13 protein-coding genes and 1 pseudogene are annotated in these 25,292 nt (G+C 51.5%); 8 read left to right on the top strand and 6 right to left on the bottom strand.

The window, feature by feature from the left end:
* Positions 1–108: element excision factor XisH family protein (locus H6G62_RS19625; protein ID WP_347239389.1), on the bottom strand; the 108-nt coding region annotated here is incomplete at its 3' end.
* A gap of 866 nt (positions 109–974) precedes the next feature.
* Between H6G62_RS19625 and H6G62_RS19620 the strand changes: the two genes are divergently transcribed.
* From H6G62_RS19620 to H6G62_RS19605, 4 genes are all read left to right on the top strand, one after another.
* A complete protein-coding gene (locus H6G62_RS19620) occupies positions 975–3,203 on the top strand; it encodes a hypothetical protein (protein ID WP_190498285.1) in 2,229 nt (742 codons plus the stop codon).
* 139 nt (positions 3,204–3,342) lie between these two features.
* Entirely contained in the window at positions 3,343–4,191 is an 849-nt protein-coding gene (locus H6G62_RS19615) for a hypothetical protein (protein ID WP_190498283.1), read from the top strand.
* 23 nt (positions 4,192–4,214) lie between these two features.
* A complete protein-coding gene (locus H6G62_RS19610) occupies positions 4,215–10,502 on the top strand; it encodes a DEAD/DEAH box helicase (RefSeq protein WP_190498282.1) in 6,288 nt (2,095 codons plus the stop codon).
* A 204-nt stretch (positions 10,503–10,706) separates the two neighbouring features.
* The gene (locus H6G62_RS19605) at positions 10,707–14,009 is read left to right on the top strand and encodes a helicase-related protein (RefSeq protein ID WP_190498280.1); all 3,303 of its coding nucleotides are present in this window, start codon (positions 10,707–10,709) and stop codon (positions 14,007–14,009) included.
* A gap of 745 nt (positions 14,010–14,754) precedes the next feature.
* On the opposite strand, the gene H6G62_RS19600 is transcribed toward H6G62_RS19605, so the two are convergent.
* Entirely contained in the window at positions 14,755–18,507 is a 3,753-nt protein-coding gene (locus H6G62_RS19600; RefSeq protein WP_190498278.1) for a PAS domain-containing protein, read from the bottom strand.
* 1,063 nt (positions 18,508–19,570) lie between these two features.
* Here H6G62_RS19600 and H6G62_RS19595 point away from each other — a divergent pair.
* The 3 genes from H6G62_RS19595 to H6G62_RS19585 all read left to right on the top strand — a co-directional run bounded on the left by H6G62_RS19595 (position 19,571) and on the right by H6G62_RS19585 (position 20,485).
* The gene (locus H6G62_RS19595; protein WP_190498270.1) at positions 19,571–19,801 is read left to right on the top strand and encodes a DUF1830 domain-containing protein; all 231 of its coding nucleotides are present in this window, start codon (positions 19,571–19,573) and stop codon (positions 19,799–19,801) included.
* Between the two features lie 56 nt (positions 19,802–19,857).
* On the top strand, positions 19,858–20,100 hold the full coding sequence (gene infA, locus H6G62_RS19590; protein ID WP_190498268.1) for a translation initiation factor IF-1: 243 nt from the start codon (positions 19,858–19,860) through the stop codon (positions 20,098–20,100).
* 130 nt (positions 20,101–20,230) lie between these two features.
* Positions 20,231–20,485: a DUF1816 domain-containing protein gene (locus H6G62_RS19585; RefSeq protein WP_190498259.1), complete on the top strand. Its 255-nt coding sequence runs from the start codon at positions 20,231–20,233 to the stop codon at positions 20,483–20,485.
* A 260-nt stretch (positions 20,486–20,745) separates the two neighbouring features.
* On the opposite strand, the gene psbU is transcribed toward H6G62_RS19585, so the two are convergent.
* The 3 genes from psbU to H6G62_RS28005 all read right to left on the bottom strand — a co-directional run bounded on the left by psbU (position 20,746) and on the right by H6G62_RS28005 (position 23,707).
* Entirely contained in the window at positions 20,746–21,171 is a 426-nt protein-coding gene (gene psbU, locus H6G62_RS19580; protein ID WP_190498258.1) for a photosystem II complex extrinsic protein PsbU, read from the bottom strand.
* A gap of 131 nt (positions 21,172–21,302) precedes the next feature.
* The gene (locus H6G62_RS19575) at positions 21,303–22,004 is read right to left on the bottom strand and encodes an alpha/beta hydrolase (protein WP_190498257.1); all 702 of its coding nucleotides are present in this window, start codon (positions 22,002–22,004) and stop codon (positions 21,303–21,305) included.
* Between the two features lie 485 nt (positions 22,005–22,489).
* Complete coding sequence (locus H6G62_RS28005) at positions 22,490–23,707, bottom strand: response regulator (RefSeq protein WP_190498256.1); 1,218 nt, start codon at positions 23,705–23,707, stop codon at positions 22,490–22,492.
* Between the two features lie 371 nt (positions 23,708–24,078).
* Between H6G62_RS28005 and H6G62_RS19565 the strand changes: the two genes are divergently transcribed.
* On the top strand, positions 24,079–24,690 hold the full coding sequence (locus H6G62_RS19565; RefSeq protein ID WP_190498255.1) for a Uma2 family endonuclease: 612 nt from the start codon (positions 24,079–24,081) through the stop codon (positions 24,688–24,690).
* Between the two features lie 80 nt (positions 24,691–24,770).
* Here H6G62_RS19565 and H6G62_RS19560 read toward each other — a convergent pair.
* Positions 24,771–25,292, bottom strand: a pseudogene (locus tag H6G62_RS19560) (photosystem II q(b) protein); the annotation flags it as partial.

Genomic DNA, 25,292 nt, shown 5'->3' with positions numbered 1-25,292 from the left:
GTTCTTGCCTCTGGAGAGCTTGAGCCGATAGGGATCGTGGGTAATTGTCCACCCATCTTTTTGCAGGGCGTGTTTGACGGCATCGTGATAGATGTCTCTCGCTGGCACGTGCTCACTTCTCGCTTACCCAGTACCTACTATCTCACTAGCTGTGTAGTGGCCCACCTCTAGCCTCTTCCAGGCTTATAGGCTGATTCAGTCCAGAAAGGTTTGACAGCTAGAACTCACGCTTCAAAACCATTTCAGGCTTAACGACAAAAATTGTTCCGTATGAGGTCTGCCGCCTCGATGTTTGGGAACGTCTGGATTAAGATCCACAGGCAGCAGGGTGAATATCGACCTAGATCAACAACGGGAGTAGCTGCGCGGCCCCGCAACTACTCTGATGCCAGAGAAATGCTGAAATGCTTTGTCCCATGGTGAATACGACCGCTCTCTCCTAGTCGGGGCTGAGTTGATGAGTCTCACCAAGGTAGGACATTTCGGTGGTGTTCTAGACCTGTGTGTGTCACCAAGCCAGATTAAGCGACGGCAACAATTCTGGGACAGCCATCCACAGGTCTAGCGCACTACCGACCAAGCACTTGCCTGACCCTGAGACTCAACTCAAGACTATGAAATAGCAACTCGGTTTTAGAAAGGTGAATTTAGTTCTCATGAACTAAATTGCCCAAAATCACAGCTTCGCTACTTTAGGGCCAACAAGGCCCGTAGGCCACAGGCAGCCCACCTTGAGAACTGATTTTTTACATCATCTTGGTTAGTTCCGCTGCGTCTTGGGAACACTGAGCTAAGCTACTGACCCCACTTGGTGCACTAGGCTCCGTCAGCAGCAATCCCTTGCTCCTAGATGGTGTTGATGTACTATGCCAAGTAGATTTTACAGCCTCGCCAGACCTGCGGTCGCAGAGTGGCTATGGAGTCGATACGAAGGGGCTTGGGAGCACCGAGATTTACCTGTAGGCCAGCGCTTCTTGGGCAGTGTCACCTTGTCTCAGGCGGCTTCAGAGGAGGTGCTAGACATCGCCCGTGACAACCTGACCCGATTGGACACCCTAACGTGGCTCAAGCTCAAGGAGCATTTTGGCTCCTACGAAACCGATTGGATCAGGTTCCTCACCTTTGCCCTGTCGGAGTATGCCTACTACGACAAGGAAGAAGCGGGCTATTGGCGCGGGTTGTGTCAACGACTGGGTATTGAGAATAGCCCGGGAACGCAAAACGCCCTGCGAGCGCTGATTAAACGGGGTATCGATGAATTGGGGCTAGTGCAGAAGCCAGGACGCCATGTGTCTACGTTGTGGCTCCAAAGCGGGATTCCCCAACGCTGCTTAAAACACTTCGCGAAGTTGATTCAAAGCCTGGAATATGGCTGGTGGGAGATGGCCCAGGCTGATCCCGTCGATTTGGCGATTCTCCTGCGCGACACATGCGAGCAGCGATTTCATACGTTCGGTACGTTGATGAACTTCCTCAAAAGTAGCTGCTCTGAAGAGGAAGATGTCAGCCCTATTTCTGGCACCTTGCTGCAAGGACTAGCCCGTGTAGCCCATGAATTAGAAATACGCGGGCAGTCTCCAGAAATTTTGGCCGATGCCACGCAACGCGCCACCCTCCTCCACGGATTTGCCCTACCCAACGCCTTCTTCCTACGCAGTTGGGACAGCTTGATCGAAATCCTCCGACCCCGACCTCAGACCACAGGTGTGATCAGCTTTCGGCAGAAGTCCATGGTGCTGCGGCTGGATGTTGAAGACTCCTTTGAAATTCAACTGGTGCTGCCAGCCCAGCATCTCTATCGCCGCGAATGGGGCATCTATACTTCCACGTTCTGCACCATTCCTGAAGCGCCTTGGGAAGGGAATCTGGCGCTAACGGGCACCGGAGCCGATTTGGAGATCCACGAGGATGTTTGTAGAACCGTATCCCAACCAGCGGAAGAGTGGGTGTGGCACCTGAAATCCCACATGGGCCAATCGTTGCTCACCTGGGCCTGCCCCGGTCTTCGGGACGATCAGTGGTGCCTGATGTTTGATGCCAATACCGGAGAACGGCGTATCCCCGGGCAATTGGGGCTATCGTCTGAACTGATCCTATTCTTTCCTGAAGAGACCGAGTGCCAATACAGCCCTGGTATTGAAATCATTGATAGCTGGTTGCCCTGTAGCTGGTTCGGCTGGCAAGGGCATCTCATTCATCGGCAGGGAAGCGATGCGACGATTACCCTCAGCCGTGGCGAGTTCTGCCAGATGATCGCGTGGGATGTGATCGTCCAAGCCTCGCCCGAACTCCAGGGCACGCGACTTCCTGGACGACAGCAAAAATTTATCGGCGTGCCCACGTTTTGGATGCCACCCAGCACACAGGATCAGGACTTCAACATTGTGGTCGAAGATCTGACTCGCAAGATGACGCTGACCGCTGCCAATGAAACCCTTGAGATAGCCGCTAGTTCAGATTGGTCAGCCGTTGATTTACAGCGCTGGATAGCCAAGGCTGGGGAGTATTCCATTCAGGTATGGAACGATAGTTTTCGCTGGCGAACCAAGTTTGCTGTTCAGGAAACATTTATCCTGACTAGAACGATGGGAGTATTTGATCCGCAGGTCTATGATCAACATCACCAACCTAGGTCAATTCCTATCATTTTTGAAGAAAGAGATGATTTTGAGTTAGCTAGAATTGCGATCAAGAACTGCTGGCCATTAGAGACTATCCAGTTCCAACTTCAAGGCATGGAGGAAGAGGCTGTCTTCTCTGAAACTGCATCGGCTACGGGTGAAATCCACATCGATATGGCTTCGCAATATGGCGTTCTGTCTGGTGCTGAAGGCTATCGTTTAAGGTGCTGCTGGGCCGGACATAACAAGACTTTATTGACATTCAACTTCAATCAGGAAGATGAATTTGTGGATTCTCCAGGTCTCGAAGAGGAAGATGATGCTTCAGTTTCGATTCCAATTCCAAGCAAAACTAAATATTGGATGCGATCTAGCACTCACAGGCCCACTGTGTTTTTGAGCTTTATCCGTGCCACTCTTCGGCAGAGAGCAATAGAGAAATACTTTAAATCTTCTGTTGAACAAGATCATGTTTGTCTAGAGCCTATAGATGACAAATTCAACTATCAAGAGTGTATAAATTCTTTATGCACCAACCTGAGACAGAAGCTTAAAGAAAATATCTATTGGGGAGTTGGGTAAAATTTGATCACGATCTATCTCAGTATTATCCTTAGTCCAGCCTATGCTTAGCCAAACTATTATTCACATCCTGAGTCAGCATCGCGCTGCTGAACGGCCCCATCAACCTCAGACGCTGTCCTGCCATCAACTTGCCTCGTTGATTAAGTTTAGTCTGCCACCTCACCAGCGGGAAAATGATGCTGCGTTAAGAGCAGACTTAGATGTTGAACTGAATAACTTGGAGGCTCAAGGTGAAGTTCTTTTGGGCTTGGGTAAGCGAGTGTGCATGGCTCCACCCACGTTGCTAATCGATGAAGAAACCTTAGTGACATCGCTACAGTTCATCGGTGATCGGGCCTATTTACCCTTGGCTCATCAAGCGCTTCAAACTCATCAACATCCTACCACCACCATTCTTTGCCCTAAATCTAGTAATCGAGATCGTATTCAGGCCAAGCTAAAGACGGTTGGCATACGCTGTCTAACGGTGGATCAGGTGATGGAAAAGTTGCCCTGCTACCAAACACCTACGGCCCAACAGCTTTCCGGGCATCAGTGGCAAGATCCCATCTTTGGCCAGATTGCTCAAGAAAGTAGCGTCAAGGGCTATCTGCCGACCAATCAATGGCAATCTCAAGCGGAACGTTGGCAAACTATCGAAAGTCAGGTTCACCTAGATCATTTACCTGCCATTCAGTTATTGAAGTTAGCGAATGGGACTTTTCTGTGGCGAGGAGATGGGAAAATCTATGAAATTTCTCCCGATGTGGCCCACTTAGCCATGTTTGCTATAGACCAACAGGTGCAGTTTTCTCTTCGATTGACCTGGGATGAACATCTTGGACGGTTAGATTTACGACGTACCTCCCTACCCAGAGATTACGCTCAAATGGTTTGGCGACTGTCAGAACCCGACTTAAGCCATAGCCGTATTCGTCTTGTTGATGCTCAAAATCGAGCCAGAGTAGCCGCGGCCCTACGGAAGTTGGGTTGTGAATTGGTTTAATTGCCCCGTTGTGAGTCAATCCCATGTATCTCGATCCCGTTAAAGCCACCCAGCAGCCCCGCGAAGATCTCATTCGCTACTTGCTCACAACCTATGCCCTACGAGATCCACACCTGCGCTACGGCTTTAGGCAACTGTTAGAAACCCCTGGCAATATCTATCAGCAGCCCTATTTAGAAGGGGCACAACCCTACTGCAAAGCCCAATCCATTCAAGCCTTAGTTGAAGAGGGATTGCTGCACTCAGAATTACTCCGTTTATTTACCCCGTCAGATCGCCCTCTCTATCGGCATCAGGAACAGGCGGTGCGGGCGGTTGTGGGGGATCAGCGCAACATTGTGGTGGCAACGGGAACGGGTTCTGGGAAAACAGAATGTTTTTTAATTCCCATGGTCAACACCTTGTTAGAACAACCCGGAACTGGGGTACAGGCGTTGATTTTGTATCCGATGAACGCCTTGGTGAACGATCAGGTAAAGCGGCTGCGACAACTCCTGTGTCCTCAAAGCAACGACCATACCCTGATTCGGTTTGGCTTTTATACCAGCCGCACAGAAACCGATCCCCAAAAGGCGGAAGCTGCTCTTCAGGAAGAACTCGCGGCCACTGAGCGGGAGGAACTTCTGAAGCTGTTGCCCGAAGATCAGCGGGCACGGATGGAACGCCGCCGTACCGAAGATTTGGTGAACTTGGCCATGGATCGGGTTAAGCGAGTCCAAGCCATTTCGCGGCGAGAAATTTGGGATAATCCGCCGCAAATTTTAGTCACCAACTACTCCATGCTGGAGCATATGCTTATCCGCCCGGTGGAGCGCACCCGAATTTTTGAACGTTCGCCCAATTTCAGGGTGCTGGTGGTAGACGAAGCCCACACCTACAGCGGATCCACAGGCACCGAAGTGGCCATGCTATTGAAGCGGTTTAAAGTCGCCCTAGGTATCGAGAATCCCGGCCAAATCCGCTGCATTGCCACCAGTGCCACCCTGGGAGATCGATCTGAAGCGTCTGCCAAAGGCCAGATCACAGGCTTTGCCCAAGAGCTATTTGGCGAACCCTTTGAGGAGGTCATCTGGGGAGATCGTGTTCCGGTATCGGAGCGTTTGGGGGCAACCTACGCCCTACCCGATGGTCTGGATGAAGTCGATTTGTACGAATACCTCCATGACGTTGAGATTCCAGCCTTAGCGGAACCCCTGTCTACCTGGCGCGATGCCCTCAGCTACCTGGTTCCTCAGCAGGTACTAGAGGCCGCCGAACAACAATCTGAGGGCGATACCCACCGCTTTCTGTGGTTTACCCTTCAGGGGCATCCGCTGGTTCATCGGCTCATCAACCTACTCAGTCAGGGGCCAAAACCCTGGGCCAATCTGGCCAGATCGCCGCAGTTGTGGACGCTACCGACCCGACTAGACGGCACCCTAGAACCGGAGGAAGACCGCAAAGTAGAACCCGCCTTAGCTCGCCTTATCCAGCTTGGCACCCTGGCCCGCCTCCACTCTGAGGATCTGCCGCTGCTGCCCGTGCGGCTGCATTTGCTCTTTCGCAGCTTGGAGGGGCTATACGCCTGTATTAACCAAAACTGCTCAGAGGTCGTGGTCGATCCGGCGTTTAGCGAGCACCCTAACCGCTACGGCAAGCTGTATCTAACCAGCAAGGACGAGTGTGAGTCGTGCCAAGCCCCGGTGTTAGAACTGGCAAGTTGCCGCAAATGTGGGCAGGGGTACAGTCTGACCTCTTTGGAAGGGAAAATACTACAACCTGTACCCCGTACCCTAGAAGCAGCGGAAAACAGCGGGAATATCTACGTTCTCTCCGCTGGCCCCCTCGATAGCGTTACCGACGATGAGGGAGATGAACTGCCCGACGAGTCAGATACCGAAGCCGTCAATGACGAACGGGTGGGGCGTTTTTTGATTCAACAACGCGATGGTTGGTTAGGCCAAGCGAGCCGGACGGCACCGACTAGCCCACCATCGGACGGACAGACCTATACTTTGCACTGGCATCGGCCCGCAAAGGCCACCAACTTAAATGGTGGCTACCTGAACCAATGTCCAGCCTGTGGGGCACGGCGCACCCAAATGCCCGCTGTCAGTCGCTTTATTTCCTACACCGATGCTCCCCTGGAGGTCATGCTGGATAGCCTATTTGAGCTATTGCCAGAGCCAGACCGTGGCCCGTCCCGCCGAACGCAGGCCCAACCCAACCAGTTCAGTCGCCGCAAGCTGCTGACCTTCTCCGACGGTCGCCAGGATGCGGCCTTTTTTGCCTCAGACTTTCAGCGTACCCACACCGAAACCCTGTATCGACAAGCCGTTTGGCAAGCCTTTCAATCCGCGCAGCGAGACGGTACTGCAACGGTTTCCTCTGTCGCTGATGCTGTGGTCGATCTGTTTCTAGAGCGGTCCATCCCGCACCCAGATCGCGAAGAAAAACATCACCACCGCAGCTACGTTGTACGCGACGAGGTAGAAGATACCCGCAACAGCCCTGCTGATTGCCAAAGCCGAGCCGAAAAACGAGCTAAGGAACTCATGCTCCGGGAATTTGGTTTGCCCTCCGCAAAGCGATTTTCCTTGGAGGCCCTGGGGCTACTGGGTTGTCATCTCAGTTGGGACGACAACCCAGTCTTCGTAGAAGATGTCGCCACGCGGTTTCAGCTCAGCACCGACGAATCGGTTCTGTTTCTAACCGGGCTCACAGACATTATCCGGTTGCTGGGGGCCGTGGATTTAGACGGAGCCTCTCGATATTTCCCAGAAACGGGCGGGGTGGATGGTGGGCAGCCACCCAGACTCACCACGGCTGGGCGCTCTAAGCGCTACATCAAACTGCGGCGCGGCTCCAGCGATGCCAGAAACCCCAACGCTATTGGCTTCCTATGGCGAATTAACAAGGATGGCCAGCCCACCCAGCGCCAAAATCAGATTGTCTCCTTTTACCGCAACTTTTTTAACGGCCACTACCCCGCTGAGGCCGATGTGAAGTGGCTCTTGGAAGAGTTGCGTGCCGAGGTCTATCTAACGGACTTTGAAGATGGCTATCAACTCAATTGGGGCCTTTTTTCCCTGTCAGAAACCCAAACCGACTGGCACCAGTGCGATACCTGCCAGCAGATTTTCCATCTCCCTGGCTTAGATGCGCTGCGACTCACCTCAAAGCAGGCCGTTGGCCATTGCCTAGCTGCTGGATGTGGGGGCACACTCTCGCCGTGGAATCGAGCGAGGTTTGACGACCACCACTATCGCCACATTATTCAAAATCGCGAACTTCTTCCCCTTCGCTCCCAGGAACATACCGCCCAACTTGGCACCGGGGAACTCGCCCACCGAGAAAGCCGTTTTCGCCAGGGCTACATCAACCTGCTAAGTTGCTCCACCACCCTAGAAATGGGGGTAGACATCGGGGAACTCCAATCGGTTGCCATGCGAAACTTTCCACCCCACGTCAGCAACTACCAGCAGCGGGCCGGACGAGCAGGACGACGCACCGATGGTGTAGCCATTAGCCTCATGTATGGCCAACGCCGCCCCCACGACCGCTACTACTTCGAGCAGCCCGCTGAACTGATCAACGGACGCAACCAAGTCCCAAAACTTGATATTGAAAACTTCCAAATCCAGCAGCGCCACCTGCGAGCCGAACTACTGGCTCAATTTCTCCGAGATTTCTATCAAACGGGTGCCGAAAAGGTTAAGATTGGCCTTTTCCTTGGCTTTCCAGACGAAAGCTCTTGTAAGGCATTCCAGGAAATCAAGGAACTCCCTAGCGATGCTTTACTGGTTCAGCTTCTCGATTGGCTAGGTACTGATGAAGCGATACATCTTCTAGATCAATGGCTTCGGCGTTTGGATAGCCCCCAAACCGTTGAGCAAACATTTCAGGAGTTCCGCTCAGAACTGGATCGCTTCAAGCGCGAACAGTTTCAGGACTGGAATAACCTTGCAATACTACTCTCAGAAGTTAATGGCGATCTTTCAGACACCACCCTAGAGCGTAAAATACGAAGAGCGAGGGAAGTGAGTCGAGATCGCCTCGAAGATGAACTCCGAAAAATTCAGGAGCGCCAACTCCATGAAGAGCTCGCTAAGGCCAGCATCTTGCCCATTTATGGCTTTCCCATTGATGTTGTCCAGTTACTAACCAGAAGCAGTGATCACTATTCCCACGGCAGTCAAGGACGGCACCGTCTCCAGCGAGATCGCCGCATGGCCCTATCCGAATATGCCCCTGGCCAAGAGGTTGTGGTCGATGACCGAGTTCATACCAGTGTTGGTATTCCACGACCTCAAGCACTAGAAGAAAAGCACTACTGGGTATGCCCCCACTGCAATTATTTTGAATCTCAATCTGGAGATTTTCAACGCCCACAGTGCCCAACGTGTCAAAAACCTATTCCTGGTGTGATGAATCGAGGGAGTCGGCTGTACAAAGTTCCCAAATCCTTCACCACAGATTGGGGCGATTCTCCTAAGGTGACGCCCTACCTCAAACCCACACGCCAGCCGACTTCCCAGGTATTTTTGGCCCAAGAGGGTGAGCACCTAGATACGATTCCTCAGGATCTATACTCGCTAAGAATCAGCCGGGGTGGTCAATTTTTCCTGGCGAATCAGGGAGGTAGAAACTTCAATAATCTTGGCTTTTCTCTCTGTGAGCGCTGCGGGAAAGATTTGAGCGATTCCCTAGCTCCGTCTAGTATCAATCACCGCAGGGGGAGGCTACCTGAACATACTCACCCGATCACGGGACGAATTTGCTCAGGGTGGTTTCAAAAAGTTCACCTCGGCCATGAATTTCGCAGCGATCTGCTCAAGATTCAGTTTGCACCTCAAGGTAATCTTCTGCCCCTCTATGAGCCTGTAGTACACCTCAACTCAGGAGATATCATCCAATCCGATCACCATGAATCTCAGCCCAAATCTCCGCCCAAGGGGCCTAGCTTCTGGCGTTCTCTCACTTATGCTCTACTCGCTGCGGCTGCCCAAGTCATTGATGTGCCTCGCTCAGAACTCGATGGGCTATTTCGGCCTTTAGACGGTAATCAAGCTGGTCGTGCTGAAATAGTGATTTACGATAATGTCCCAGGTGGGGCAGGCTACAGCCAGCGAATTGCAGAGCAATTTCCAGAAGTTCTGAAACGGGCCTACCAATTGGTCGCATCCTGTAGTTGTGGCAACAGTTGCTACGACTGTCTACGGACTTACACAAACCAGGTTTTTCACCATGATTTAGATCGTCACTCTGTGGCAAGCTTTCTCCAGCAGATTGTCGAGCAAACATCTCCTGACGATGCACTACGATCCTTTGCTCCAGACGCAATCCGTCTATCTCTCACAGTGGTGGATCGGCAGTTGTCTAGCTATGCGGCTACGGCCAGTCCGACGACAGGCATTTATTTGCCGGAAATTAGCTCTCCTGTGAATCTTCTACTGTTAACCAAGTTTGTAAGGGCATTGGCATCTCACAATGATCCCCTTGTCTTAATGGTTCATCAGTTGCCGACACTAAGCTCTGAGAACTCTGAGGACCGACTCTTGAAGGACGAAATTCGTGTGCTTCGTAAGCGTCTATCTCAGTGGATTGATCAAGGTTATATTACTCTCTACCAAACAGAGCTAAAGAGTTACCCAACGCTCTGCATCAGTAGTCGTTCTGCTAATCGGGTTGCTCTACAGCTACGACTTTCAGACAATGGAGAACCACAAGAGTGGTTTCAAACCCGTAGTGTTAGGGGCGTAGATACCGTTTCTCAATTCATGGACAATTTGCAAAATCAATCAAAGTTAGTCCTGACGAAAGAACTGGATGATCCTCAGATTCAGTTGATTTCTCCAGAACATAACTGGGGAGCTATGAATTTAGAGGAGCTTCAAAGTCGTCTTGGTATTAAAGATGTGTTGACTTATGATCGCATTGCAAAGGTGAGATACAGTGATCGCTATCTCAGTAAAGAGGGTGCTCAAATCCTTGCCCGAATCCTGAGTTTAGGAATGACTGATCTATTTCCTGTTTCTGTTGAGTTTCAAGAACTCTATGAGGATTATCAACGTCGTAGCACCCAACGACGTAGCGATATTGAAAAAGCTTTTCAAGATCACTTTGACGATACCAAGATCATGATGCGTCAGTACAACAGACGTTACTCATCTCCTTCAGTTTCCCATCGGAGGGAACTAACTGTAACTTATCAATCTAGGGCAAAGTGCCGGATTCTACTAGATAAAGGCATGGACTTTTTACGCCAAGTTGAACCAGGCGTCTATGAAGTCACAGAGGAAACCTATCTAGTCATCGATGCTTCTATCTGAGAGACAGTGACTCTCAGATAGAAGCTAAGACAGGTAAATATAGCAATTTCGTTGAGATAAAACACATCTAGGAGAGCTGCAAAGTCTTATTTAGTAAGTAGTTTAGCGGATAAAATTTTGAGGTCAACGCTAATGTAGCCGAATTGGCTTGGGCATCCTAAGCCTAGATGACTGGCACAGCATCTAGAGAGGCAAACAACACCGATGGAATCTGACGAACAACTAAACCTGTTGCGACAAATTGAAGCAGTCCAGGCAGATCCTGATTTTCAATTGCCTGCCCATGACCGCTTTCCTCATAACCATAATCGCCACACCGTCAGGTCAGCCGTCTTTCCAGACTTGCTTAACTCCCATCGCCCTCTCATCATCAGCGGTTACACCTCCCTGAGCATGGTGATCGAGTTTTTGGCTGAATGCCACCAGAAGTTGGAAGCCGATGAAAATGCCTTCAACACGATCCAAATCCTGATTGGCAATGAGCCACTGCCTACCCAGCGCACCACGTTTCGCCTCAAAGATAGCAACCTGGCTACAGAGGTTCAACGTTATTGGCTGGAGGAGCGGGGAATTTCTATCTTCCTCTGCGCCAAAGTGATTGTGGCCATCGAACTCCTCCGCAGCGGCAAGGTAGAAGCCCGACTCTCCAATCAATCTCAGCCTCTCCATGCCAAGATTTTTCGGGGGGATGAGGCGATTACCCTCGGGTCAAGCAATTTCAGCCAGTCCGGCTTAGAACTTCAGCATGAGGCCAATAGCCGCTACCAGCGGGAAACAGAACCCGACCGCTACCGAGAAGCTTGCCAGATAGCCGAGAGCTACTGGGGGTTAGGCCGAGACTACCAGACAGAACTCACCGAACTGCTGGAACTGCTGTTGAGCGTTGTTACCTGGCAGGAAGCCCTGGCCCGATCCTGTGCTGAACTGCTGGAAGGTGATTGGGCCATCCGGTATACCCAGGGACTGCAATACAGCGATGAAGCGGCCCTTTGGCCCTCGCAATACCAGGGAATTGCCCATGCCCTGTGGGTGATTGAGAACGTCGGTAGTGTCCTGGTGGCCGACGCCACCGGGTCTGGCAAAACGAAAACCGGTGCCCATCTGATTCGTAGCGTGATGCAGAAGATGTGGAGTACCGGGCGTATCAAGACCGAAATTCCTATCCTGCTGTGCCCACCGAGTGTCGAAACCTCCTGGCAAGACGAGTCCCAACGGTGCGGGCAGAATACCCTCACCTGTTCCCACGGCCTATTGAGCAACACCACCGAAGATAAGCGAGAGGATGTCCTGCGCCTCATCCGCCGTGCCCAGGTGCTTGCCGTTGATGAAGCCCATCGGTTCTTAAACCTGAAATCCACCCGAACTCAACAACTGTTCAACAATATTGCAGACCATGTGCTGCTGTTCACGGCTACTCCCATCAATCGCGGCCCCCTAGACTTAATTGCCATTGTTGATTTGTTGGGGGCCGACAACTTTGATGACGACTTGCTAGATACCCTCAGCCGTATCCGACGGCGGCGAGGGGAAGACATTGCCCAGGCCGAGCTAGAGACAATTCAGCGGGCCATTCAACGCTTTACGGTACGGCGCACGAAGACCATGCTGAACCGGATGATTGAGGGCAACCCAGAGGCATTTAGGAATAAGCATGGCGTTCCGTGTCGATATCCTGAGCATGTGACCAGGGTTTATCTCTGTGATCACGATACGGCCACCGCCAGTCAAGACCGCCAACTGGCCGCCCAAATTCGGGAAACCGCTGCTCAGCTCAAGGGTATCCAGTATGTCCAAAAAGCGATAGACGTGCCCGACTTCTATGGGGGAACCCACGAACAATATCTGGAAACTCGGCTGAGCAGTGCTGCTGCCCTGGCCATGTACCACGTCATGGCGAGCCTGAGATCTTCCCGAGTCCGTCTCATCGAGCTGATTAGGGGGACAGAATTTGCCAAGGACTGGGGCAAGATTTCTACCAAGGTCAAGGCTCAAGAGACTGGCAATATCATTCGTAGTCTGCAAGAAAAAGCTGGTAAACCTGCCCAGCAAACCCTGGCCATTCCCATGCCTGAGTGGCTGACCGATCCAGAGCAGCATAATCTGGCGAGTCAGGAAGAAATTCGCCTGTATGAGCGCATCGAAGCGCTGGTTAACCAAATGTCGGAGGGGAGAGAAGCGGTCAAAGCCCGGAAGCTGACTGACCTATTGAAAAAACATGGCATCGTCATCGCCTTTGACAAAAGCCTGATTACCCTGGCAGATATTCATGATCGCCTCCGTCAGCACCAAGGTTGTGAGGTGATGATTGCGACGGGCACCAGCAAAACGGAAAGAGACCGGGCTAACCGGGCCTGTCAACTGGGGTCTCAGCGAAAAGGTGTCATTCTGCTCTGCTCCGATGCCATGTCAGAGGGCATCAACCTGCAACAGGCCTCGGCAGTGGTCAACCTCGATATGCCCACCGTGGTGCGGGTGGCTGAACAACGAATTGGGCGCATTGACCGCATGGACAGCCCCCACCCTCAAATTGAGGTATTTTTCCCGAAGGACAGCGAAGAGTTTATCTTGTCCTCCGACCAGCGGTTTGTGGATCGGATGAGATTTTCCTCTGAAATGCTGGGGGCCAATATTCCCCTGCCGAATGAACTATTGACCGGGGAGCTACAGCTATCCGACACCATCACCCGCTTAAATGAGGTGATTGAATCCGATACCCCGGCAGACCAGCTCCTAGACGTGTTTACCCCAGTGCGATCCCTGGTTGAAGGCGAATCAGCCCTGGTGCAGCGGGATATTTACGAACGAATGCGAGCCAGCGATGCTCGGGTCATTGCCTCAGTGCAGGCCGTGCAAAGCAAGCGAATTAGCATCGTGTCGGCCCGCCGCCCTTGGGTCTTTTTTGCGATTGCAGGGACTGAATGGGGTGCCCCTCGCTGGGTTTACCTGGATAGCCCCCAGGCTAAACCCGTCACGGATCTAGAGGAGGTCAGCCAACACCTCCGCAATGTGCTGACCGAGGAAAGCGATAATCTACCCAAAGACAAGCTGGAACAGGCGGCTAGGGTTCTCCAAGACTTCCTGCAACAACTCCGTCAGACCGAGGTGCTGCTGCTTCCCCGGCGGAAACAACGGGCACTGGAGGAAATGACGTTCATCTTGGGAGAATACCTAGAGCGGGCTAATCTCCAGGGAGATAGTGACCGTGCTGATCTCATCCGACAACTCCTACAGCTTTTGCAACCATACTCCAAGGAACCCGTAGATCCTAGTAGCTTAGCTGAACGCTGGCTCGACCTGATTCGCCCAATCTGGTACGACTGCCTCAAGCAGCAGCGTAGACGACATGGCCCTCTCAGGTTAAAGGACATTCGTCAGGTATTGCTGGATAGTCCACTAGAAACCCATGCCTTAAAAGCGGCCTTTACGGGAATTGATTTAGGCTATCTTAAGCCACTGGATGAGCGCATTGTCGCGGCGATCATTGGCGTAACCGCTCTACCCCTTTAGCAAGAGTTTAGGGGGTATGAGCGAGCGAAGTATCCCGGCAAGGGAGCCTATCGGTTGATCATGGTGTCGCTTCCCCCATGGGTTCACGGTGTCCAGAGGCAGCATAACTACAGGCTAAGGGGTAGCAATGCGCTTGGCCCACCGTGATAGGTGACAAAATGGGCCAATTCGGTTAAAAGCCTTATGGATACACAGTTTCAGAGGCTAAAGACAGCCTATTTCAGAGTATCTTGAGGACGTTTGATTGAAATTGGGACACCATCGTGGATCGCCTGTAGCTGCCATTCGAGATCCAGACGATAGCGCTAGCTGGCAGAACACCGAAAAGCATTGATTTCTCACAACGTGTCCTAACGAGCTGCGTGACTAAGCCACCCCAGCCCAAAAGTCTGAGATGTTAAGCCAAAAACCTGGCTTCAGCGCTCCCATTCCCGTATCCGGTTTAATCTCACCTGCGATTGGCACAAGACACAGCCAGGGTTGAGCTAGGCCAAGCTAGTCCAGTCTTAGTCTAGGGATTTCAATAAGGCTTAGTTTTAGCAGCGGAAAAATTTTGGTCGTTAAGACTGAAACTCTCATACAGCATAGAGTCTAGTTGCCAATACTGTCTGAACTGACTCAGCCTACGACTGTCCCAAATCAAACCCTAAATGGGACAGTTCTTCTTATCGGCCTACTAACGACCAGAATTTTTCTTTTGCTATAACCAAGACTGGTACCCCCACAGGCAATTGTCGAGGGAGGTTTACGGCAGTTCGGTCTCGGTGGAGGTTGTAGATTGCCAGAGGGCGAAGGCGACTTGGTTAAGCAGCATTTCGACATCAAAGGGTTTGTCTAGAAAGACATTGGCTCCAGAGGTGAGGGCTTGTTTGGCGTGGCTGGGAATGCCGCTGAAGGCGATGATGGGCAGGCTGGCATTTTGGCTCCGCAGGCTTTCGATCACGCTAAAGCCGTCTAGAACGGGCATCATAATATCCGTGATCACAAGCTGGATGGCCTCTTGGTGTTGGTGGTATAGGGACAGGGCCACGCCCCCATCCTGGGCCAAGAGCAGGCGGTAGCGTTGGCTTTCGAGTAGAGATCGCAGCATATCGCGCCCAATTTCTTCGTCCTCCACTAGCAGCAGGGTGGCCCCTGGGGATGGCGGCGGCGTAGATGGGTCCACTTCAGTTTGGTCAAGGGACGAGGACTGATCCGCCACGCGGGGGAAATAGACCTGAAACTGAGTGCCCTGGCCCACCTCGCTCAAGACTTGCAAAAAGCCGCCGCTGGCCTTTACCAATTCGCGCACGGTGGCCAAGCCCAGCCCGGTTCCTTGGCTGGGAGCTTTGGTGGTAAAAAACGGATCAAACATCTGCCGCTGCACCTCCGGGGAGATGCCGCAGCCCGTATCCGCTACGGTGATCCTCACGTAGGCTCCCGGCTGGGCCGCTGGAATGGCGTTGGCCAGGGCTTCATCTACCCAAACCTCCTCTGCCGATAGGGTTAATAGGCCACCCTGGGGCATGGCGTCGCGTGCATTGACGCAGAGATTGAGGATGATCTGATGGAGGTAGGTGGGATCCATCAGAATGGTGCCGAGGGGTAGCCTATAGGCATCCGCTAGGGGCAGATCCGGCTGAATTTGAATCGTTTTTGGAAAACTCTGACCCATGAGGGCGATTTCCTCCCACAGCGCCGCCACCGGATCGACGGGGATAGGATGACCGTTTGGGGCACGGGTGACGGCCAAGATTTGCTTGACTAGGTTGGCCCCTCGTTTGGCACTTCGCTCGATTAAATCCAGCTTTTCCTGGCTCTTGGGAGCAAGTCCGACTTGGCTCAGCCGGAGCAGTTGGGTCATGGTCAGAATGGGGCTGAGGATGTTGTTGAGGTCGTGGGCAATGCCACTGGCCAGAGTGCCCAGATTTTCGAGCCATTGGGCATGGTAAAACTGGGCTTCCATCCGTTTTTGTTCGGTGATGTCGGTGGAGATGCCGCAGAGGGCGTAGGGGTGGCCAGCGCTATCGTAGAGGGGAAACTTGACCGTGATGTAACTGTGAATGCCATCGGCCAAGGGAGCCGTGTCCTCACATTGCAACCGTTGGCGAGCGGCCAACACCGTACGGTTTTGGGCCACAAAGGTATCCGCCACCTCGGTGGGCCAAAGGTCGTGCAGGGTTTGGCCCACCAGCATCGCTGGAGTGGTGGCGAACAGGTCAGCATAGCTCTGGTTGACCAGCACATGACGGTTGTCTGCGTCCAGCACATAGATAACGGCGGGGGAGTTATCTAAAATGGCCTGGAGCCGTTGTTCGCTGGCCAGCAGGGCTTCCTTGATTTTGGTTTGTTGGGTGATGTCAATGGCGGTCAGGACGTGGCCAATGGTGTCGCTGCTGGGGGATTGGATGGGCGCAACACGCATGGATATCCAGTGAATATCCCCGGATGGGGGTCTGAGTCGAAAATCTGGAATCGTCTGGTGATGGTTCTCCAGATACCGCGTCCAGGCAGTGGTGAGAAGCTCGTAATCCTCAGGATGCACCCCCTGAAACCAGCCGTCCCCTACGCAATCCTCCGGGCTGAGCCCAGAGAGTGCGCACCAGCGGGGATTGGCGTAGAGACAGATGCCGTCGGCGGTGGTTTGGCAAATGCCAATGGGGGCCGCGGCACTGAGGGATCGGAAACGGGCTTCACTCTCTTCAAGTACCGCCTGCATCTCCTGTCGCGCCAGCAGTTCGCGGCGGGTTTGGGCGTAGAGTTCGGACTGGTGAATAGCAATGCCCACCTGGGTGGTGAGGCGCTTCAGCATGGCAATTTCTGGATCCTGCCACTGACGCGGAGCATCGCACTGATGGACGATGAACACTCCCCAGAGGGTGTTTCCTCGCAAAATGGGCACGGTTAAACTGGCTTGCACCTGAAATGACCGCAGCATGTCAACATAGCAAGGCGCTAGATCCGGCTGGTGAATGTCGTTCAAGACCGACACATAGCCCCGGCGCAAGGGTTCAATCAAGCGATCTTCTAGGCAGGGATCTGTGATTGTGGTGGACTGTATCGCGAGCCACTCTTTCCCCACCGCCTCCATCACCACCTCTCCCTGCCAGTTTGGCTGGAAGCGGACAACGATAACCCGGTCACAAGCTAGCCATTCCCTGACTCGGTTCACCGCCGTGCGAAGAATCTGATGCAGATCGAGGGATTGACGAATTTCCTGGGCGATGTCGTTGAGGAGATACTCCTGTCGGATTTGCCGCTCTAGGGTGTTTTCAGAAGTCTTGCGATTCGTAATGTCGTTAAACAGGATGGCCACCTGGCGCTTTTCCGGCGCACCGATGCGAAAGGCGTAGACATCGTACCAGCGGCCCCAACCCGCCGCCTGTTGCTCAAAGCGGGTCGATTCCCCGGTGAGGGCCACCCGGCCATAGATCTCATACCAGTGTTCCTCCAGTTCGGGGGCAATGTCGCGGATGGTGCGGCCACTCAGAGCCACCTCCAGAGGCAGCGCCGTCAACTGCTCGAAACGGGGGTTGGCGTCGAGGATGCGGTAATCCACGGGTTTACCCGCGTCATTCAGCAGAATCTCTGCAATGCAGTAGCCCTCGTCCATTTCATTGAACAGGGTACGATACTTCGCTTCTGAGTTCTGAAGGGCCTGTTCAGCATAGGCCCGTTCTAGGCGGGGAAAGGTCGCATTGGCCACCTCTTGAATCAACTGCACCTCGTCATTGCGCCACTGGCGAGGGGCGGAGGCATGGACGGTAAAGGTATACATCCAAACCCCTTGGCGATGGAAGGGCACACTGACGTAGGCGTAGATATTGAGGGCGGCGTAGTGCCGACGGTCTACACGCGGATCGGTCTGGGTGTCGTGAATGATAATGGGTTTCCCAGCCCGTGCCGCTTGCCGAAACTCCTCGGTAATGAAGTCGGAGATGCGATAAACTCCCCTCACATCTGGCGTGTCGGTGGGGTGCCAAGCATAGTTCGCGATGGACTGATCCTGGTCGTCGTTGATTTCCCAAAAGACACAGCGGCTAATCGATAGGTAAGCGCCCACCCTCTCGCCAACGGCCTGCATAATCTCTTGGGCGGTAGACAGGCGGGAAAAAGCGTCAGTTATATCCGCCAAGCAAGCCAGATGGGCGGCGGTACGTTGGCGTTCTGCCTCCAAGCCAAGCCCCACACACCCAGCCCCACCAGACGATGACCCAGAATTCTGAGTGGGCACCGCTTCGCCATACAGCGGATTGAGCTGATACCCCTGCCGGGGCACCGTGGCAATGAAATCCGCCGGGGCACCCCCCTCATGGAGCACTTGCCGTAGTTGCTGAATCTGGTCACGAATCTTACCTTTGCTGGGGGGAGGAACATCACTCCAGCCCTCCTGGGCCAAGGTGCGGGCACTCAAAATGGCCGGAGCCCAGTGCAGCAAAACCTCCAACAGCCGATACTGCATCGGCGTTAGCAGCAGCAAGGTGCCATCATAACTAACCTGTAGCTGGCTCGGGTTCAAACACAGGGTTCCCCACCGCAAAACCCAAGCATTGGAAGGGTTATGACTAGATTTCCGCATAGCAAAAGCGTCTAATCTTGAGGATCGGCAAGATAACTTTTCTTACCTATTTTTGACTGATACTCGCCTAAATAGTCGGATTAAATCTATTCTCAGGCGAAAATACCGACAGCTATTTTCTATGAATGAGTTTTATCATAATTGCGACATCTCACGCAATATTACTCCACCTTCACAAGTTCCTTACAAGTCTTGTGGAAAATCTAAAACAAAGGAAATGACTGAGTTACATCAAGCCAGTGTGGCCACTGGCTCAGAGTCAACGTGTGGCTTAAGCATAGATCAGTCCTTAGCAGAAAAACCTGAAGCCGGAGAGATCTGGTCTTCGTGTTTCCTGCGCACCCATAACCAAGTCGCGACTTGCCCATTCAATCTGCTTTAGATTCGCCCCATTAAATGAGGTCAAGAAATATGAATAAAAGTGTCTCGAAAAGAAAATCAGTCGCGCAGTTATCCTGTCGGCGGTGCAAGTATTATCACCACCAAGGTAGACGCGGCGGCCAATGTGAGCAGCTCGGCGTCTCCGTTGGTGCTGACTGGTATGCTTGTCCCCTAGTTGCTTCGATCTTTACCACTGCCTAGAATCCCTAGAACGAAAGGAAGACCGTAGAATGGGCATCCTGCTTGTCCCAAAACTGATTGACAGACAAAACCTCCTAGAACCCAGATCTATCCGAGGGCGAGGAAACTTCGCCTCTACATGATCCGAACCCTTTAGGGGCGAGGTTCCCTTGCCCGATCCAGAATTTTTTGTCAGTCAACCAGGCCCAAAAGACAGCCAGGACATCTACTCTACATCGGCTTTTCAATCTACTGAGAATGCCCCTTTTTCATGAAGTCAGCAGGGTAGATAGAAGCTAAACCCACCGCTGTGTAGGCTAGCCCATTAACCGATGCAGCGAAAAGCAAGGGCATATTGTAGCTTGTCCTAGCGCATTCCAAAAGAATATCTGCCCACAGCCTGGATTCATGAGTCACAAATATTCATAGATCTTTGAAAACCATGATTCAAAATTTACTCGATGAAATCCCATGTCGTTATATCAACGATACGGATAAATATCAAATTGTCCGTATTTCCAATATTCCTTGTTGGTTTTTTGAACGAGCAGTCTTTCCAAGAACTACCATCACCTTCAAAGCCTTTTCAGATTCCTTACTTGAAGTTCATACTGGCATCTTCAGCAGCGCAATTCTATCGGATATTATCCCCTGTGATCGCCTCCGTCAGTAACTCAGATATAGCCATCATCAGCCCTATCCATACCCTATGAAAAGGAGATAATTGCATTGGCAAAACATTTAGTCGAAATTGAAGGAACTGTCTTACAAGCCCTGCCCAACGCCGTTTTTAGCATCAGCTTAGACAATGACTTTCAGGCTTTAGGGTATGTTTCAGGACGACTTCGCCAGTACCATATCAAAATCCTACCAGGCGACCGCGTGAAGGTAGAACTGTCGCCCTATGACCTAACACGGAGGCGCATCATCTACCGTATTCCTGTTAGGGAAACCACGACCATAACAGCCTAGCACTGTGGTCTTTTCCTGGACTATCTTGAACTTCTTCCTTAGCTAAAGTCTGTTCAAAATGGCGCAGTCTCAGTAGTATTCCTCAATCTTTATAACAAAGATGAATAAGATAACTAATCCCGCCAATTCCATGACCAACTTGACCAATCATTTGCTTCGCAAATTCGGGCTTACCCTACGGAAAATCCTGATAAAACCAACTCCCTGGTGGGTCATTATTCATACCCAAAATCCAATCTGTACTTACTACTTCGGGCCTTTTGAGAGCAGAACCGAAGCCGCAATAGCACAGAGTGGCTATATTGAAGATTTAGAATGGGAAGATGCGGAGGATATTCAAGTTCAAATCCAACAACTCTCTCCCCAAAAGTTAACCCTTGGCTAAAAAGCACAAATGTTAGGTAGCATCACCTTTTAACCTATGCTAGTAGCATCTTGCGTTACTCTAATAAGATCTTCCGTGGTAGACAGACTAAATCCTACATGAATAACTTGAGGTAGGCTTGACACCTTGGGAGAGGGACTTTGAAGTCCTTCTGGCCCCCTCTTCCGACCGGAAAAGAGGCTGGGGACTTTGCAATTTACTGTTCCTCTCTAACCCTGTACATCCCAATCTTCGTAACACAGGGATAGAGAGAAGCACTTCTATTTGTAAATGCCTGGATTAATTCGATCTTCTCCTTCTATCAGCGCTGGTTCTGGGGGAGTCACGATAAAGTTTTTAAGGTTGGCTTTCAGCAAGGTTTTCTCGGCCTCGCTCAAGTCGGGGATGTTTAAGACATCCTCAACGGCACTAAAAGGGGAATTTTGGATGATTTTGCGTGCCAAAGTGGGGTACATTCCCGAATATCGCCGAAACGTGAGAACATTAGAATTATTCAGATCTATCTTGGTACTTACTTCTCCAAGTTTCTGGTCAATGGGGTTATGGGCTGGTTTAGCAGCAAAGTAGTCGAGGTGATAGCTGGGTTGATTCAATAGGTTTCCTGCTAACATAGGGAAGGCAATCCCTAACCCCATGAGAAGACCTAATCCTAGGCCAAGTAATACATCTAATATTCGTTTCACCATGGCTCAGTTCCTTTGCTAATAAATTAAGGACTTGACTTGAAATTTCCGAGGCTACTTCCCCATAAGAGGATTAATTTAGTAAAGAATAAGTAATTTCCTTGATGACATGACCAGGACGGTGACTGTTATCACTATTTTCTGAGGCACATATTGCAGTCATGAAGAAAAAGTTGAAACCATTCGCTCGTCATGGATTCGACTTTTTCTAAAGCCTCTGACTCTACAAATCTGTGAGAGGCACCAGGAATAATTTCCATGCATTTATCTAAGACTTGATTTATCAAATATATGGCTTCTTGGTTCACGGTGATCATGGGGAGATCTAACTCACCAACGATCAGCAGAGTGGGTGTATAGACCTGAGACAAGGTAGGCCAAATTAAATCTAACCAGCCCCCCAAAGAAACAACTGCTTTGACTACGGATATTCGTTTGGTAGCGGCAACCAGAATGGCGGCCCCTACTGCACCTTCCCCAAAGTATCCAATGGGTAGGTGTTGAGTCTCTGGATGGTCGTGCAGCCAGTCTGTAATGTTAACGACACGATTCGCTAAGACTCCTGCGGCATCAAAGCGAAGTTGTCGTGTGTGCTGATCAAAAATAGTTTCAGATGGAGTTAACAAATTAATCGTTAGGGTGGCTAAATTGGCCCGATAGAGCAAATTCGATAAATTATCATAGTGAGAATTTTTAATATTTCCACTTTGAGCAATCAGCACAACACCCTGAGCTCGTGAAGGCAAAATCAAGTCTCCCTGTAGCTGAATAATGTCAGTAAAGTCAGAGATTCCTTGAGGAGCAAGTTTTGGTGTTAACTCGAGATTCATAAGCATGATAATTGCATTGAACTACGGTGTATTTTCTCAATGAGAAACATCTCGCTAGAGTTATTTTTATGAACTAAGAACTTAGAATTTTTATTAGATTTTTGTGAATACAGAAACCTTCCTCTATCTGATTCTATCGATTGACAATTTGTTAATTGGCATTGAAGCTATTTCAGGATTAATGGGTGTGGATTCAGCAGCAAAGAAGTCAGCGACTATTTGTGTTCAGGAGGATTTATGGCCTAAATTCGACTAGAACAGGGCCATGGAGTGATGATTCATGGGTCAGTTGACTGATTCTATAGCGGTTCTCGATAGAGTGAGATACACCGTTGCTGGGTTCTAGATCTCCCCAGTACCTAGCGGTCTAAGGCTCGCTCTGTACCCCCCTTGATAAGGGGGGCAGGGGGAATCATCGTAATGTACTTCAACCGAGTGAGATTCGCTATAATTCACTTATAAAGTAGTCCTGTGAGGAAAATGTGAAGCTGTTATTCAGGATCGAGATGCTCATCCTGAATTAGCCAGCGCAGCCCAGTTATCCGCTGTTGGGCATCAACAATGGGTGTGGTGGACAACAAAACGATCACCACATTGGCCTGACGGGTTTGAAGACGAACTTTCCAGGGTCGGGGCCAGCTTAGGTGGTTTAGGTGGGCTTGGAAGTCTTGGCGATCTGCCGCCAACATAAAATTAGCTAGGGATTGATGGATGAGGTCTTGGGGAGCTATCTCTAGCAGAGCAGATATGGCCTGATTGACGTCCTTAATGATGCCCTGGGGGTCGCTAACGAGGTAGCCCTCTGGAGCCCATTGAAATAGGTCTTGATAGTAATCGCGCTCGGTGGTTAAGGCGGCCTGAGTCGCCCGTAGAACTGTGTTCTGCTGGCGCAAGTCGTCCTGGGATTTCTGTAAGGCCGCTAGGGCTGTACACAACTGCTGATTCTGGTCGGTTAGTTCAGCTATCTGAGATGGAAGAGGCAGGGGTGATGCCGATAGTATCGGTTCGCTGGGGTGGGCCTGCGGTGATGCATACATCGGATTGAGCCGATATCCCACCCGATGCACCGTTTCAATGAGCGTTTTGGGGGCGGTGGCCAAGGTAAGTTTATGACGCAGTTCTTTAATGTGGTATCGCACAACCTCTTCCCCCGGTGCCTCCATGGCGTCCCAGGCATGGTCGAGAATGGCTTGGGCACTAAAAATTCGGTGGGAGTTGCGCAACAAGAGTTCTAGAATACTGAATTCCTTCGGGGTCAGGGATAGGTGCTTGCTGCCATAGCTGACCTGGCGACTACTGGGATTCAACGATAGGTTGCCCCAGGCAAGGATCGGTTGTGCAACGCCATTACTACGGCGTAGGAGTGCCTGTAAACGGGCTATCAAGACCTCGGCATCAAAGGGTTTCAGCACATAGTCATCAGCGCCAGCATTCAGCGCCTCGGCCTGATAATATCCCTCCCTCCCCTGCCCTGTTAGCAGCAGAATTGGCATGTACTGGCGCTCAGTTCGCAGCCGTTGGCACAGACTTACTCCATCCATTCCGGGTAATCCTCGGTCTAGCACTAGGAGGTCATAAGCATAGGCACAGATCATTTCTAACCCAGCCTCTGCACTGCTGGCAATATCTACAGAGTAGCGATATTGGTCTAACAAATGATGAAGCGTCTCTGCCACGACAGGATCATCCTCAATAATTAACACTCTCACAATGTTTCCCCACAGTGAAACAGTTAGCGATATACCCCTAAGTGATGCCTAGGAGTGGCTCTAGGCGAGCCAGTAGTTCAAGAAAGTTGACAAAAATCTTTTAGGATGACCCTTATCCTACTCTAGCAATTTGGCATAGTCATTGAACTAAAAGGCTTTCAAAAGTGATATTCCGAAAAGATGATTGGGGAGTATCATAATCTCTGGATCAGAGAAAAATAAATCGCAAACTCCTGTGGAAGCAGGACATCAATTCGCGTCACAATGCGCTATATCTTCTGAAAGCCCAATGGTTATACCGATACTTTTCGACCCACAAGGCTACACTGAAGAGGTCTCGTTTCTTTCCCTCGCGGAGGCGGTTTGTCATCATGACCCAAGCCCTGGCGCTACCCCTCAGCTTTCTGGAATTTCTGGAAACCACCCCAGACGATGGCAACCGCTATGAATTCGTGAACGGCGAGCGAGTTCAGTTAATGATGACTCGTGCCCATGATGACGTAGCCGATTTTCTCTACGACACCTTTCGAGATCAGGTCAGACAGAGGCGACTGAATTACAAGGTGTCCCGGTTTGCCTCCATCAAAACCCGCCGTGATGATGGCCTAGTGCAGGGGCGTACTCCTGACCTGAGCGTGATTGATAAAGCCGTGTGGGCCGCAGACCCCAAAGCCTACGCTGCTCTCGAAGAACCCATTCAACTGGCCGTCGAGGTGAGTTCGACCAACTGGCGCGACGACTACCTCTATAAGCTAGCGGAGTACGAAGCTCTGGGCATCCTGGAATATTGGATTGTGGACTACCTGGCGGTGGGAGCCATCCGCTACATCGGCTCACCCAAGACCCCTACCGTTTCGGTCTATACCCTGATCCAAGGCGAATACCAACTCCAGCAGTTTCGCGGGGGCGACCGCATTGTTTCGATCACCTTCCCTGATTTGACGATCACCGCCGCTGATATTTTTGCGGCAGCGGGTCTCTAGACCTGATCTGGATGACAAAAAAGCGCCCCCATGCGGAGAGCGCTCTTGTTCCTATTCAAGTCATGAACGGGTCACAAGGACTAGCCGATGATTTCAGGAGCCTCGGCAGTCGCCAGGTCGAGGGGGAAGTTGTGAGCATTGCGCTCGTGCATCACTTCCATACCCAGGTTGGCACGGTTGATTACGTCAGCCCAGGTGCCAATCACGCGACCCTGAGAGTCGAGGATGGACTGGTTGAAGTTGAACCCGTTCAGGTTGAACGCCATGGTGCTGATGCCCAGGGCAGTGAACCAGATGCCGATCACAGGCCAGGCACCCAGGAAGAAGTGCAGAGAACGGCTGTTGTTGAAGCTGGCGTATTGGAAGATGAGACGACCGAAGTAGCCGTGGGCCGCAACGATGTTGTAGGTCTCTTCTTCTTGACCGAACTTGTAGCCATAGTTCTGGGACTCAGTCTCGGTGGTCTCACGCACCAGAGAAGAGGTCACCAGGGAGCCGTGCATGGCGGAGAACAGAGACCCACCGAACACAGCGGCCACGCCCAGCATGTGGAAGGGGTGCATCAGAATGTTGTGCTCAGCTTGGAACACCAACATGAAGTT

This window comes from Phormidium sp. FACHB-1136 (assembly GCF_014697375.1).
Lineage (GTDB): Bacteria > Cyanobacteriota > Cyanobacteriia > Phormidesmidales > Phormidesmidaceae > Nodosilinea.
This window is presented reverse-complemented; position numbering and strand designations above follow the sequence as displayed.